This is a genomic window from Opitutus sp. ER46 (assembly GCF_003054705.1).
Classification (GTDB): Bacteria; Verrucomicrobiota; Verrucomicrobiia; order Opitutales; family Opitutaceae; genus ER46.
Genome location: NZ_QAYX01000018.1, coordinates 53,088 through 68,704, shown reverse-complemented (window position 1 = coordinate 68,704; position 15,617 = coordinate 53,088). Strand labels below are relative to the sequence as shown.

The window sequence follows — 15,617 nt, the reverse complement described above, 5'->3', positions numbered from 1 at the left end:
CCCATGTTTTCACCCCGCCGCGCGTTCCTGTTCGCCCTCTTGCTCCCATTGTCGGGCTTGCTGGCGGCGGCTGCGCCGCTGACGCGCCTCGCCGACATCCGTGCGATGCCCCGCGAGGAGATGGCGCATGCAGCGCCGGTTCAGGTGCGGGGTGTGGTGACGTGGCGCTTCGATGCGAACGAGTTCGCGCTGCAGGACGACTCCGGCGGCATCTGGATCCAGGTGCCCAGTGCGCGGAAGATGGGCGTGTGGGCGGGCGACGACGCCGAGCTCAAGCGCGTGCGGGAGGGCATGGAGCTGGAGATCGAGGGCGTCACGAATCCGGCGGGCTTCGCCCCGGCGATCTCCCCGCGCGCGATTCGCATTCTGGGCACCAAGCCGCTGCCGCCGGCGCGGCCGTTCGACCGGTTACGCTTCTTCAACGGGCACGATTCCGGCCAGCGCATCGAGGCGCGCGGCGTGGTGCTCGCCTTCGAGCGGGTGGTGGACGGCTGGCGCCTCAACATGCAGATGGGCCCCGACATCGTGTTCGTGATGGTTTCCAACGCCGTCTTGAAGGACCCGTTCACGATCCTGGGCGCCGAGGTGCGCGTCCGTGGTGTCGGCGGCTGCGGCTTCAACACGCGGAGTGAGTTTCTCAATGCCCGCGTCATGGTCAGCATCCCGGGGGATGTCATCGTCGAGAAGGACGCGCCGGAGGTCCCGTTCTCCGGGCCGTTTGCCCAGCTCGACCGGTTACGGGTGTTCCAGCCCGATCCCGAGCCCGCCCATCGCGTGCGCGTCGTGGGCACCGTCTCGAGCGTCCTCGGGCCGTCGCGCTTCTACCTGCAGGACGGCGCCAAGGTGGTCCGGGTCGAGGCCAAGTCCGTCACGGCGGCAGAGAGCTTCACGCCCGGCGACCGCGTGGAGGCGGTCGGTTTCATCGACATGACGCGCCAGATCGGCGGCCTCGGCGGGGCGCAAGTGCGGCGGATTGGGCGCGAGGCGCCGCCGCCGCCCGAGGCGATCACGCCGGAGGAGGTCATGCGGATCAACGCCCTCGCCGTGGAGACCGGCCAGGCGGCGCGGCCGCATGACTACGACGGGCACCTGATCCGGTTTCGCGCCGCGCTCATCAGCGTCGACGTGCCTCCCGCTGACGCCAAGACCCGCAGCCGGCTCACGCTGCGTCAGGGCAAGATGATTCTCGAGGCGACGCTGCCCTACGGGAACGAGAAGGCTCTGGCCGCGCTCCTGCCCGGCAGCGAGGTGGAGGTCACCGGCGTGGTGCAGCTCGAATACGGCGCCGTCCCCCAGAGCCGGTCGTTCCTGCAGCCGGTGCAGATGAGCATCCTGCTCCGCGATCCGACGGAGGTCGTCGTCCTGCGCGCGCCGCCCTGGTGGACGCCCCGGCGGCTGCTCGCGGTGATCGCGGTTGGGGCGCTCACCCTCGGCGGGTCGCTGCTGTGGGCGTGGCAGCTGCGGAAGCAGGTGCGGCGCAAGACCCAGGAACTCGCGGCGGAGATGCGCGCGCGGCACGACGCCGCGCTCGAGTTCCGCGCGACCCTGCGCGAGCGCAACCGGCTCGCCGCCACGTTGCACGACACGCTCCTGCAGACCGTCAGCGGGATCGGCTTTCAGCTTGAGGCGTGCGAAGCCACTGCCAGCCGCCCCGAGGGCAGCCGCGGCAACCACCTCGAGGTGGCCCGGCGGATGCTCGACGTGGCGGTGAACGAATTGCGCAGCTCGGTCTGGGCGTTGCGCAGCCTGCCGCTGAAGGACCTGGATTTTTCGAAGGTGCTCGAGTCGCTGGTGGAACGCGCCCGCAACCTGCACGCGGCGGAGGTCGAGGTGCGCGTCGCCGCCGATCTCGGGCGCGTCCCGGATTTCGTCGCCGGCAATCTCCTGCTCGCGGCCCAGGAGGCGCTGCACAATGCGCTTAAGCATGGCCGGCCCCGCCGCGTGATCCTCGAGGCGCGCCACGGCGAAAAGCCGGGCTGGATCGTCGTCGAGGTGCGCGACGACGGCGTCGGCTTCACGCCGGGCCGGCAGGTCGGCGCCAAGGAGGGCCATTTTGGTCTCGCCGGCATCCGCGAGCGCATCGAGCGGCTCGATGGCACGCTGCGCGTCGAGAGCGCGCCGGGCCGCGGCACTGTGGTTCACCTCGAGGTGCCGGTGCGCGCCTACGATGAGGACGTCGCCTGACCCGCCGCTGGCCGAAAGTACGATGGTCCCCTGAACCCGAAACGTTTATGATCCGCGCTCAAGTCCGGGCCACCCCGGAGCTTCCCCGCATGTCGACGATTCACCTCCTGCTCGTGGACGATCACCCTGTGCTCCGCGCCGGGCTTGCCAACGTGCTGAATTGCGAGCCCGATTTTTCGGTCATCGCCGAGGCCGACGACGGCCCCGGGGCGATCGCTGCCTGGCGCCAGCACCAGCCCGACATCATGCTGCTCGACCTAAGCATGCCCGGGATGGACGGCATTGAGACCCTTGAGAAGCTGCGCGCGGAGTTTCCCAAGGCGCGCGTGCTCATCCTGACTTCGTCCGAGGCGCCGGAAGATGTCCGGCACGCGCTCGACGCCGGCGCCGACGGCTACGTCACCAAGAACGTCCGCCGGGCCGAACTGGTCGCGGCGATCCGCCGGGTCGTGGCCGGCGAGCGTACGATCGGCGAGACCGCGGCGCGCCAGATGGCGGCGAGCGAGGAAAACGGACAGATTTCGCGGCGCGAACTGGAGGTGCTGAGCCTCGTGCGCCAGGGTTTCACCAACGGTGAAATCGGCCGGTTGCTCGATATCTCGGAGCGCACGGCCAAGGCCCACGTTGCCGCGCTGCTGGTCAAGCTCCAGGCGGCCGACCGCGCCGAGGCCGTCGCGCGTGGCTTCGAGCGCGGGCTCCTCAAGGTCTAGCCGGCCCGGCGGGCGCGGCCGCGTCTCTCATGTCCTCAACTCCGTTGCCGCCTTCAACCCAACTTTCCCGTCGCGAGGCCCTCGGTGTGCTCGGGGGGCTGGCGCTGCCGCTTGCCGGCCTGCCGCTGTCGGCCGTCGCCGCGGAGAATTCCGGTCCCGCCGCGTCCCCGCCAGCGATCCCGCCCGTCACTGGCAACCCGCCGGACCTCGCCAACCTGCACGCGCCGCTGGCCTGGCTCGCCGGCGTGCGCGGACCCGCGCTGTCGTTTCTTGATTCGCGTTGGCGGGACCTCGAGACGTGGAAACGTGAGGCGCGGCCGGTCTTTCATCGCCAGCTCAGCTACGCGCCGCCGGCGGAGCCACTCGGCGCCACTCTCGTCAGCCGCGAGGAGCGCGCGGCGTTCACCGTCGAGACCGTGCGCATTCGCGCCACCGCCGCGTACGACATACCCGCGCGCGTTCTCCTGCCCCGTGGGCGGCGCGGACCGCTGCCCGCCGTGATCGCGATGCATGACCACAGCGGGCGCTACGTCTGGGCCCACGAGAAGGTGCTCTCGGCGGCCTCCGACTCGGAGGCCCTCGCGGCGTTTCGCGCGGATGCCTATGACGGCGCCTGGGCCGAGGCGTTGGCCGCGCGCGGTTTCGTGGTGCTGGTGTCCGACGCCTTCTATTTCGGCGCGCGGCGGCTCCGAGTGGAGGAACTTGACCCGGCCCGCGCGGCGGGCGACGTGCGCGCGGCGATCCAGACCGCCCGTACCGCGCGCCCCGGTTCGTCCGAGTGGATGGCCGCGATCGATCGCACGTGCGGCCAGTACGAGCACCTCACGGCCAAGACGATCTTCGCCGCGGGTGCGACCTGGCCCGGGCTCCTGGTGTGGGACGACATGCGGACCGTCGACTACCTGCTCACGCGGCCCGAGGTCGATCCCGCGCGCGTGGGTTGCGCCGGGCTTTCGCTCGGCGGCTTGCGCACCGCGCACCTCATCGCCGCCGACCCGCGGATCAAGGCCGCCTGCGTGACGGGCTGGATGACCGAGTTTGCGGCGCAGCTGCGGAATCACCTGCGGCACCACACCTGGATGGCGTATGTGCCGGGCTTGTACCCGGCGCTCGACCTCCCCGATGCCGCCGCGCTGCACGCGCCGGGCGCACTCCTCGTGCAGCAATGCAGCCAGGACCGGCTCTACCCGATGAGCGGGCTGCAGGGAGCCATCGCCAAGCTCGCGCGGCTCTACGCCAAGGCGGGCATCCCGGAACGCTTCCGCGGAACGTTTCACGACGTGCCCCACTGCTTCCGCGCGCCGCTGCAGGCAGAGGCCTTCGCGTGGTTCGAGCGTTGGCTGGCGTAGCAGGCGGCCGCGCCTGCCTCCGACCGCCGGCCAATCCAGATGGCTGCGCCATCTGGGGAGCCGGGCGTGAGCCGGCCATTGTCAATGTCGCGGGCAAGTGACACGAAGGACTGTCCGTTCGGACAATAGGCGGCGCGGGGCCCTTGGCCGATACTCGGCGCCGCTTCAGACGTTCCTCGAATCCCCCGGAACGGACCCGCCCCAAACCGCACCGCAATGACCTATCACGCACGCTACGCTGCCTTGCCCGCGCTGCTTCTCGCTGCCGCGGCCACGGCGTTCGGCCAGACCGCCCCGACGCCCAACGCGGCCGCCGCCGCGGCAACCAAGAAACCGGTTCCCATCACCACGGAGGACGACACGGTTCAGTTGTCTCCCTTCACAGTGAGCACCGACCGCGATACGGGCTTCGTCGCCGCGAGTTCGCTCGCGGGTGGCCGCCTTGCGACCGACCTGAAGGACACGCCGGTCGCCTACTCGGTGATCACGCGCGACTTCATCGATGCGCTGAGTCTCGAGAACATCACAGAAGCGGCGGATTGGGCGCCGAACTCGGTCCGCGTCGTCTCAACCGTCGGTGCCGGTCTCGGCAACGACCAGTCCAACGATCCCGGCTCGTTCAACGTCCGCGGTTCCGGCGGCGGGCGCGGCATGCGCAATTTCTTTACGTACAAGGCGCCGAACGACGCGTATGCAGTCGAGCGCTTCGACATCGGCCGCGGCCCCAATGCGGTGCTCTTCGGCAACGGGTCGCTGGGTGGTGTGCCGACCACGATGACCAAGCAGGCGCGCTTCGACCAGACCTTCGCCGAGCTTTCCCAGTCGGTCGGCTCCTGGAGCAACTTCCGCACGACGGCCGACGTGAACCGGTCCTTCGGTAAGAAGTTCGCGGCCCGCCTGGCGCTCGTCCATGTCGACAGCGACGGCTGGCGTGACCGCTACTTCAGCCGGATCAAGTCCGCGTTCCTGACGCTTTCGTACAAGCTCACGCCCGAGACCACCGTTCGGGTCGAAGGTGAGTACGGCGAGACCGCCCGCAACAGCACCTTCAACAACCTGACGGATCGCCTCAGCGGCTGGGACGGCAAGACGACGTTCAGCGGCCTCCTCGCCAAGCTGCCGTCGAACGCCAACAGCATCGGCGTCTCCCGCCGCCCCGCCGGCTACCAGGTGTGGGACCCCTTCTCCGGCCTGAATGCCGTGATGAACTACCAGAACGACCCGATGACCATGGGCGGGGGCGAGAATCGCCAGGTGCCGATCGCGGGCTATCTTCAGGGCCAGACGCTGCCGGGGTTCAACAGCAACAACAGCAACATCCACTATTCGTTCAACATCCCGGAGCGGCGGTTCGATAACGCCATCAGCGGCTCCCATTTCGTCATCCCCTCGCGCACGTTCAGTCTCGCGACCGACTGGCCGGTGCTGACCGAGCGGTTTCGCGATCTCCAGTTCACGATCGATCATCGGATCAAGAATATCTATATCCAGTTGGCTGCCGATGCGAACCGCACCGACCAGCGGACCTATACGATGGACGTCCGGAGCTCGAACCAGATGTATATCGATATCAATAATCTCCTGCCCAACGGCGCGCCGAATCCGCACGTCCTTTACCCGTATGGCGATGCCTCCCTCCGGCGGAATATCAACACCGCCGACGCCAATTCCGCCCGCCTCGCGGTGGGTTCGTTCAAGGACCTCAACAAGTGGGGCTTTTACACCTGGAACCTCATGGGCGGGTATTCGGAGTACACCTTCACCAACAGTGCCCAGAACCGCAGCATCGCGCAGAACGCGGACCATCGCCGCTGGGGCGCGAGCAGCAATGAGATGACGGCTACGGACATCATTCGCGTGCGTCGCTACTGGAATGAAGACTCCCGGCCCTTCAATATGCCGGAAACGATCCGCTATATCAATCCGCAGACCGGTCTCGACACGACCATCTCCCCCATCTGGGCCCAGGAGAACGACCGCGCCGACTCGCTCACCGACAAGAAGAGCAGCTACACCCATGGGGTCGCGGCCCTGAACGCGAAGTACTTCGATGGCCGGCTCGTGTTTCTCGGCGCCCTCCGCGCGGACAAATATTACAACACCAACCGCCAACAGATCCGCGCCGGCGACTACGATCCGGATAGCTGGGATGGCGTGACCGGCATCCTGCGTCCGGATGCGCCGGAGGATTATACCTCGCTGACGTACCTGCCGAAGAACGCCGCGGGGCAGGTGACGGGGCCCGCGATTGCGGCCGACACCCGTCCGCGCGACGGCAACGGCAACCGGCTGGCCCAGTACGCCAACGATCGGTTCAAGGATGATTATAACGCCCCGGATGTACGCTCGAGCAAGTTGACGAAGAACCTGGGCACCATCGTGCACGTCACGAAGTGGGCTTCTCCGTACTTCAATTACGCTGAAACCTACAACCCGCCCGCCACCGTCCAACTGCTCGACTCCAGCTTCCCGCCCGCGACGGTGGCCAAGGGCATCGACATGGGCATTCGGTTCGAGCTCTTCAATCAGCGCATCAATTTGAACGTGCTCTATTACGCCAACGAGGAGATCAACAGCAGCGTCAGCGCGCCCAATAACCGGGAAATCAACTACCTCCTCGGCTGTAACGCCGTGGGCGATACGAGCGAAGGCGGTCGCAATATCCGCGGTCTGCAGGGCGTGCCCGCCATCTGCAACGACTTGCGGGACCGCGAGGCGAAGGGCTATGAGGTCGAGGTCGTCGCCAACGTCACCAAGAACCTGCGCCTGCTCTTCAACGTCGGCCTGCCCAAGGTCTGGGAGAAGAACAGCTATCGGATGACCAAAGCCTACCTCGAAAACAATTGGGAGATTCTGAAGCAGGTGACGATCGACGCCGGCTGCACCATCGACGCGAACGACGATGCCTCGATCGACACCACCATCGCGGCGGAACTCCGGCCCGACGCCGGCACCGCGTCGTCGAACTGGGATACCCTCGTGGCCGCCCGCAAGAACCTGATCACCGGCAAACGCATCGTCCAGGACCAGCCCTCGGTCAATCTCTACGCCGACTACAACATCCCGATTGGCCCGCTCAAGGGCCTCCGCGTCGGCGGCGGCGTGCAGTACCGCGGCAAGCAAATCATCGGTTACAAGGGCGCCGACACCATCGTGGATCCCGCCAATCCGCTGCTGTCGATCGATGATCCGACGGTCGACGCGTACTCCCCGCTGTTTGCCCCCGACCCGTACTACATCGCCACCGCCACGATGAGCTACACCTGGCGGCTGAAGAACCGGCGTTCGGTCTCGATGAATCTGCGTATCAACAACCTCTTTAACGACCAGGGCCCGATCTATGCCGCCAGCACCGTGCTGCGCCCGAAGAACGGCGACTACACGTCGCCGGCGCGTGAGACGGTCCCCAATAACTACGCGCTCAAGGAGCCGGTCAGCTTCAAGCTCACCATGACCTACCGCCACTAGATCCTGATTTTTCGGCGGCCCGAAAAATCAGGATACTGGGGGGGCTGCAGCATCGCGCGGCCCGGCCGCGCGATGTGTGGGGCCTTCGTGGTCGCAGCCTGCCTTCCATTCCGTGGCTCCGCCCCTCCTCCTGCCAAGCCTTCCACCTTCGCCCAGACTACGGAGGACAGGCCGACCTCTGACCTCCGACCTCTGCCGCCGGCTTCCGGTTTCTGGCCTCTGGCTTCCGCGTCCGGCCTCCGCCTTCTGCCTTCCTCCTCCGCTCTGTGACCTCCTCCGAACTCCGTGCCCTCCGTGACCCAAGTTCGGTCTCCCCATCGTCCGTCTCAGACGCCGACATCCGGCCTCCGGCTTCAGGCCTCTGGCCTCCGACCTCTGACATCCGACATCCGGCTTCTGGCTTCCGGCCTCCGACTTCTGACCTCCGGCTTCCGACCTTTCCTCCCCATGCACTCCGTCCTACCCCCGCGACCGCTCACGCGCCTGACGCTGATCGGCAGTCTCCTGGTGGCGCTCACGCAACCAGTCCTGGCCACGACCTACTATGTCGCCAAGTCCGGCGCCGATACCAACGCCGGCACCTCCCTCGAGGCTCCGTTCCTCACCATCCAGCAGGCGGCCGCCGTCATGGTGGCTGGTGACACCTGCTATATCCGCCAGGGCACCTACCGCGAAACCGTGACGCCGGCCAACTCCGGCACGGCTGACGCCTCAATCACCTTTGCGCCGCATGAGAACGAAACCGTTGTGGTCAGCGGCGCCGACGTGCTGAACGCCACGTGGACACCCCACAGCGGCTCAATCTACACCGCGCCGACCACAGCGTCCTTCCGGCAGCTCTTTGTCGACGGGGTGATGATGAACGAGGCGCGCTGGCCCAACGCCCAGGTGGAGAACCTCCTCGAGGCGCCTCGGGCCCGCGTCGACAGCGGGACCAGGACCTCCCTCGTCGACGCCGCGCTCCCGGCCGTCGATCTCACCGGAGCCAAGCTCCACATCTACACCGGCAACGTCGGCGGGGAGTTCTCCGCCAACACCCGCACGGTCACGGTTCATGACCAAGCGGCCCACAGCCTCACGTGGGTCGGCAACACCGGCTACGGCGTGTACACGGGCACCCCCTACAGCCTCTACGGCAAGCTGGCGCTGCTCGATATCCCAACCGAATGGCACCTCGATACCGCCACCGGCACACTCTATCTCTGGGCGCCCGACAGTGCCTCACCCGCGAGTCACGTGGTCGAGGTCAAGGCCCGCGCTTCCGCTTTCATGCTCAACGGCCGGGCCTACGTGACGGTCCGCGGCCTGCACGTGTTTGCCGCCGGTATCAGCATGGCCAACACGAACCACTGCCTGGTCGATAGCTGCCACCTGCGCCACACCCAGCACTACACCACGGCCGACTGGGCCAACGCCTCCATCGTCCAGGCCTGCCTCACCTCCGGCACCGGCAGCACGTGGCGCAATTCGACGCTGTATTTCAGCTCGCAGGACGGCATCACCCTCAAGGGCACCGGCGCCCGCGTGGAGAACTGCGTGATCGGCGAGGTCGCGTATTACCCGGGCCGCTACTACGCGAACGTGAACTGCGATTCCGGCTCGGGGCACGTCGTCACCGGCAACACGCTCGCCCGCAGCGGCCGCTACCTGGTCAAGCCCGACGAGGCCACCGGGCTCGACATCTCCTACAATGACCTGGGTTTTGGCTGCCGGCTGACGGCCGATGGCGGGGCGCTCTACGCGCACACCATCGAAGGCGGCGGCACCAACATTCACCACAACTGGATTCATCATAACGAGGTCGGCGTGTACCTCGATATGGACGCCCATGGTTATAATGTCTTCCGCAACGTCATCACCGCGAGTGCCGACGGCATCCGCATGGGCAACGGCTATCGTCGTAACATCTACAACAATACCTTCATCGACAACGCCTACAGCGTGCACACGGTCAGCGGCACGGCGCAGAACGACACGTTCGTGATCAACAACCTGGCGGACGCGGGGATCAATGTCCTGACCGGGGGCACCGCCAGCAACAACGGCTGGTTCCCGCCGCTCGGCGCGAACTACGTCCCGCAGGCCGGCTCGGGCGCCATCGACGGCGGGCTGGTCGCGTCGCCGTACACCGACGGCTTCGTCGGCGCCGCGCCGGATATCGGCGCGTACGAGGTAGGCGCCCCCGACTGGGTGCCCGGCGCCTCGATCGCGCTCCCGCAATTCCCGACGCTCGAGAGCACGGCCGTCCCGCCGGCGCCGACCAATGTGGCCGCCCGCCCCGCGACGGACGGCATTGAGGTCACGTGGACCCCGAGCCCGACCTTCGTCGGCGCCTACCGGATCAAGCGGTCGGAGCGCGGCCACGGCCACTTCACTACAGTCGGCACCGTGCTGGCGGGTGCGTCCTTTATCGACAGCACCGCGGAGAGCGGCGCGACGTACAGCTACGTCGTTTCCGCGGTGAACTCGGTGGGGGAGGGGCGAAATTCCGCCAGCGCCCGTGCGATGTCGCGCGTGCCCACCCCTTGGGCCAATGCCGATATCGGACTCAAGTTCCGGACCGGCGGCGCTTCCTTGAATGACGGCGTGTGGGTCACGAAAGGCTGCGGAGCCGACATCGGCGGTTCGAAGGACTCGTTTAACTACACGTACGAGCCGATGACCGGCGATGGCGAGATCGTGGCGCGGCTCACCGATCAGGAACTCGGCGGTGGGGGCGACAAGGTCGGCGTGATGATGCGGGACGGCCTCGCGGCCGACGCGCCTTCCTTTGCCCTCGTGATCAACAGCGGCACCGGCACGCCGCCGCCCCAGGTTCGCATTGCCTACCGGGCCGCCATCGGCGCCGGCACGGGTTGGATCAGCGGCGCCACCGGCATCACGCTGCCGGTCTGGCTCAAGCTCCAGCGCGTGGGCAATGCCTTCACGGGTTCGTACTCTGCCGATGGGACGACCTGGACGACCCTCGGCACCAAGTCGCTGACGATGGCGAACGACATCAACGTTGGCTTCGCCGTCTGCTCCCGGAAAACGGTCGGAACGCTCAATACGAGCACGTTCGACCAGGTGAGCGCGCCGTGGTCCGATACCGACGTCGGATCGGTGGAACTCGGCGGGAACGTCCGCTACAGCGCCGGCGCGTACACGCTGAGTGGTTCCGGCGGGCCTCACGGTCCACGCGACGACAGGTTCAACTTCGCGCACAAGACGCGGACCGGCGACGGCGCGGTGATCGTACGCCTCGCCGCGCTCGCTCGCGAGGAGGCCGAGGGCCCCGGAGGTCCCGGCCGGCCTGATGATCCTGCCGCTCCGGTCGGCCCCGTTGCCCCCGGCGCCCCTGTCGGCCCGGCTGCGCCCGGCGTTCCCGTTGGTCCCGGACCCGGCGGCCCGGGTGGCCCGGGCGGACCTGGCGGTCCTGGACGCGATGCCGAGGGCGAGGCGGGCATCACGTTCCGCGACGGACTCGCGGCGGATGCCGCCATGGTGGCGCTGCGCGTGGTTGATTTGAAGCCGGCTCACGGCCATGGCCCGGGCGCGTCCCCTGCCCGCGCCCGCGTCGAACTCATCCAACGCGATGCGGCGGGCGGTCACCCGCGGATGGTGCACCTCGAGGTGGAAGCCGAGTTGCCGCTCTGGCTGAAACTGGAGCGCACGGGCGACACCTTCACGGGCTCGGTTTCGACCGACGGTACCACTTGGACTCCCGTTGGCACCGCCACGGTGGTCCTGCCCAGCGCGCTCCAGGCCGGCATGACCGTCTCGGGCCGCCACCCGAATGCGCGAGCGATCGCGACCTTCGACAACGTGACCTGGTGAAGAGGCGCGGCTGCCGGTCATGACTGGCAGCCGCTTTGTACGACCGAACCCCAGATCGCCTGGCCGGCGGCGCGGCGCCTTGGCGCTTCCGCGACCCCGGCCGGGCTGATCACGACAATGATGAAATAAGATCCCCACGAGAACCTGGTTTCTCGTGCCTGCGAAAAGCTCATGCACTCCGACCGATCCCTGCGTTCGATCACGCGCGTTGCGCTGATCGGCAGTCTCCTGGTGGCGCTCGCGCAACCAGTCGTGGCCACGACCTACTATGTCGCCAAGAACGGCGCCGAAACGAACGCGGGCACCAGTCTCGCGGCGCCGTTCCTCCGCATCCAGCAGGCCGCCGATGTCATGGTGGCCGGTGACACCTGCTACATCCGGCAGGGCACGTACCGGGAAACCGTCACCCCCGCCAACTCCGGGACCTCCACTGCCGCCATCACGTTTGCGCCGTACGGCACGGAGAAGGTGATTGTCAGCGGCGCCGATGTGTTGAGCACCACTTGGAGTGCGTACAGCGGTTCGATCTACGCCACGAGCACCACGGCGTCATTCCGGCAGCTCTTTGTCGACGGCGTGATGATGAACGAGGCGCGCTGGCCCAACGCCCAGGTGGAGAACCTCCTCGAGGCGCCCCAGGCCCGCGTCGACAGCGGGAGCTATTCGTCCCTCGTCGACGCCGCGCTCCCGGCGGTCGATCTTACCGGCGCGAAAATGCATCTCTACCCCGGGAACCAGGGCGGGGCGTTTGCGGCCAACACCCGGACGATCGCCACCCACGACCAGGCGACCCAAACGCTCACCTGGGTCGGCAACACCAGCTACGGGGTATATCAGGGCACTCCCTACACCTTGTACGGCAAATTGGGGCTGCTCGATATCCCGACCGAATGGCACCTCGATACCGCCACCGGCACGCTGTACCTCTGGGCGCCTGACGGGGCTTCGCCCGCCAGCCATGTGGTTGAGATCAAGGCCCGCGCGGCGGCCTTCATGCTCGACGGCAAATCCTCCGTGACGGTGCGTGGCCTGTACGTGTTCGCCGCGGGTATCAGCATGGCGAACACGACGAGCTGCCTCGTGGAAGGCTGCCACCTTCGGCACATTCAGCACGACACCACGGCCGACTGGACGAACGGTGCAATCGTCCCCGCCTGTCTGACTTCCGGCACGGGTAGTACCTGGCGCGACTCGACCATCTATTTCAGTTCGCAGGACGGCATTGTGCTGAAGGGCACTGCTGCCCGGGTGGAGAACTGTGTGATCGGAGAGGTCGACTATTATCCCGGGCACTATCACGCTGCCGTCAATTGCGATTCCGGTTCTGGTCATATCGTCACCGGCAACACCATGGCCCGAAGTGGCCGCTACCTGGTTGAGCCCCAGAATGGCACCGGCCTCGATGTCTCGTATAATGACCTCAGCTACGGCGGTCGGCTCACTGCTGACTGCGGTGCCGTGTACACCCACACCATTGATGGGCTCGGCACGAACATTCACCACAACTGGATTCATCATAATGAGTCTGGCATGTACTTCGACCTTCAGTCGGTTAACTACAACCTGTATAAAAACGTGTTCACGGCCAACACCCATGGTGTCCGCTTTGGCCAGGGGTCGAGGAATAATATTTACAACAACACCATGGTTGGTAATGGCGTCAGCATCCAGAAGGCCGGCACCCTCACGACCCAGGCCGGGACCTATATCATCAACAACCTGGCGGACGCCGCCATCACGTACCATCCGGACGCCACGGTCAGTAACAACGGCTGGTTCCCGCCCGTGGGCCCGGACTACGTGCCGCAGGCGGGCTCGGGCGCCATCGACGCCGGCCTGGTCGCTTCGCCCTTCACGGACGGCTATGTGGGCAGCGCGCCGGACCTCGGGGCTTACGAAGTGGGCGGCACCGACTGGGTCGCCGGCGCGTCGATCACGCTCCCGGCGTTCCCCACGCTGGGCAGCACCGCCGTACCGCCGGCGCCGACGGGCGTCGTCGCGCAGCCGCGGTTCGACGGCATCGAGATCACCTGGGTGCCCAGCCCGACGTTCGTCAGCTCGTACAATATCAAGCGCGCCCTGCGCAGCACCGGCACCTACACCACCATTGGCACGGTCTTGTCCGGGGCGTCGTATGTTGACGCGACCGCGCCGACCGGAGCCACCTACAGCTACGTTGTCTCGGCGGTGAACTCGGTTGGCGAGAGTGCCAATTCCGCCAGCGCGCGGGCCATGTCCCGGATTCCCTCGCCCTGGAACAACGCCGATATCGGCCTCAAGCTGCGGGACGGCGGCGCCGCGCTCAACAGCGGCACCTGGACGCTCAAGGGTGGTGGCGGTGACATCGGTGGCACTGCGGATTCATTCAACTACACGTACGAACCGATGACCGGCGACGGCGTGATCATCGCCCGGCTCGCTGCCCAGGACGTTGTTTCCAACAACAGCAAGGTCGGACTGATGATGCGCGAGAGCCTGGCGGCGGGTTCCGTGCATGCCGCCGTGGTGATCGATGGAAACCAAGGCTCGCCGAAGGCGCGCCTGGCGTACCGTACGAGCACAGGTGCGAACACGGGCTGGGCGGCGGCGACCGTCCTTGGCCCGGTCCTGCCTGCCTGGTTGAAACTCCAGCGCGCGGGGACGACCTTCTCCGCCGCGATCTCCTTCGACGGGACCACTTGGACGGAGGTTGGCGTTCCGACGCAGGTCAGCATGGCCTCGACGATCTATGTCGGCTTCGCCGTCTGCTCGCGAAACGGCAACGGCACGCTCACCACGATGACCTATGATCAGGTGACCGCGCCCTGGTGGGATGCCGACATCGGCACGACCGCGCTCGGCGGCTCCTGCACGTACGCCGACGGTGTTTACACCATCAAGGGATCCGGTTCCGACCTCGGGGGCACCGCCGACAACGTCAACTTCGCCTACCGGAGCCTCACGGGGAATGGCTCGATCGTCGCCCGGCTGGCCTCGGAGACCACCGCCGGGTCGTACGACAAAGTCGGGGTCATGATGCGCGACTCCCTGGCGGCGAACGCCCGGATGGTCACCGTCCTGCTCAACAGCGCGCTCGGTTCTCCGCCGCCGACGACCTATTTCGGCAGCCGGTCGACGACCGGCGGCGGCACCAGTTGGGTCGCCGGCTCCAGCGGCTGGACCCTGCCGGTCTGGTTCAAGCTCGAGCGCTCGGGCAATACGTTCACCGGCTACACGTCCAGCAATGGCACGACTTGGACCGCCGTCGGTTCCGTCACCATCGCCGGTATGCCGGCCACGGTGTACCTGGGTCTCGCGGATTGTGCCCGCAGCAGCACGACCCTGAACACGTCGACCTTCGACAACGTCACTTGGTGATGCCCAGCGGGGCGGATCCAACGTTGTCGCAGATGGGTCCGGCCGCCTTGGTTCACCCCGGGGCGGCCGATGCGCGCGGTTTTCGCCGGTTTTCGCTCCGCGCGAACCGAAGTGGAGGTTGCTGCCGGCGCCTGCTGGCGCCGCTTCGAGTTCTTTTCAACCTCAGCCGCATCCTGCGTCTTCCGATCGATCCGATCATTGATAACCAATAACGAATAACAAATAACCGGTATCAGCGGATAAGGATCGAATATGATTCTACAGGAACTCGCAGGGGCCGCAGAGGATTAAATCAGGAGTCCGAACCTTAGCCCCTTAAACGTTATCACCTCCAACGCGGCGCCCATCCTGTCTTCATCCGAGAAATCTGAGGGCAAAACCCATTCTATGTGTAACCTCAGATTGCTCAGATGAAAACCGGATGGGACTAACCACGAATAGACACGAATGAACACGAATATCCACCCGAGCATCGGTACTATTATCCTGCCTCTTCGCGCCTCTTCGTGGCCAACCCTGCCTTGATCCTGCTTCAACCCATCCTGCCTTGATCTGAGCAATCCGTGGTTAAAAACCTCTGCGCCCTCTGCTCCCTCCTGTAAAAGTGCCTGGTCCCGATTTGAGTCCCTTCGTGTGCATTCGTGGTTATCCCATGGCTATAAGCGATAGGCTTTCGGCGTTAGGCTCCTGGACCAGCGACTGAATGGCCAATCACTGGCTCTCCGATCTGAGA

General features: G+C 66.4%; 6 protein-coding genes. All 6 read left to right on the top strand.

Going from position 1 to position 15,617, the window contains the following annotated elements; genetic code table 11:
- Window positions 1-3 precede the first annotated feature (3 nt).
- Window positions 4-2,184 (top strand): sensor histidine kinase, encoded by a 2,181-nt coding sequence (locus DB354_RS03815; protein ID WP_107834116.1) that lies wholly within the window; start codon window positions 4-6, stop codon window positions 2,182-2,184.
- 47 nt (window positions 2,185-2,231) lie between these two features.
- Window positions 2,232-2,894, top strand: coding sequence for a response regulator transcription factor (locus DB354_RS03810; protein WP_107834115.1), 663 nt, complete (start codon window positions 2,232-2,234; stop codon window positions 2,892-2,894).
- Between the two features lie 29 nt (window positions 2,895-2,923).
- Window positions 2,924-4,243, top strand: coding sequence for a hypothetical protein (locus tag DB354_RS03805; RefSeq protein ID WP_146180097.1), 1,320 nt, complete (start codon window positions 2,924-2,926; stop codon window positions 4,241-4,243).
- 216 nt (window positions 4,244-4,459) lie between these two features.
- Window positions 4,460-7,711 carry a Plug domain-containing protein gene (locus DB354_RS03800; protein WP_107834113.1) on the top strand — a complete coding sequence of 1,084 codons (3,252 nt, stop codon included), beginning with the start codon at window positions 4,460-4,462 and terminating at the stop codon, window positions 7,709-7,711.
- A gap of 447 nt (window positions 7,712-8,158) precedes the next feature.
- Window positions 8,159-11,527 carry a right-handed parallel beta-helix repeat-containing protein gene (locus tag DB354_RS22480; RefSeq protein ID WP_107834112.1) on the top strand — a complete coding sequence of 1,123 codons (3,369 nt, stop codon included), beginning with the start codon at window positions 8,159-8,161 and terminating at the stop codon, window positions 11,525-11,527.
- A gap of 171 nt (window positions 11,528-11,698) precedes the next feature.
- On the top strand, window positions 11,699-14,884 hold the full coding sequence (locus tag DB354_RS03790) for a NosD domain-containing protein (RefSeq protein ID WP_107834111.1): 3,186 nt from the start codon (window positions 11,699-11,701) through the stop codon (window positions 14,882-14,884).
- Window positions 14,885-15,617: the final 733 nt, after the last annotated feature.

Coding starts and splice junctions, on each gene's coding strand:
- DB354_RS03800 (WP_107834113.1), top strand. CDS start 4,460: ATGACCTATCACGCACGCTACGCTGCCTTGCCCGCGCTGCTTCTCGCT.
- DB354_RS03790 (WP_107834111.1), top strand. CDS start 11,699: ATGCACTCCGACCGATCCCTGCGTTCGATCACGCGCGTTGCGCTGATC.
- DB354_RS22480 (WP_107834112.1), top strand. CDS start 8,159: ATGCACTCCGTCCTACCCCCGCGACCGCTCACGCGCCTGACGCTGATC.
- DB354_RS03810 (WP_107834115.1), top strand. CDS start 2,232: ATGATCCGCGCTCAAGTCCGGGCCACCCCGGAGCTTCCCCGCATGTCG.
- DB354_RS03815 (WP_107834116.1), top strand. CDS start 4: ATGTTTTCACCCCGCCGCGCGTTCCTGTTCGCCCTCTTGCTCCCATTG.
- DB354_RS03805 (WP_146180097.1), top strand. CDS start 2,924: ATGTCCTCAACTCCGTTGCCGCCTTCAACCCAACTTTCCCGTCGCGAG.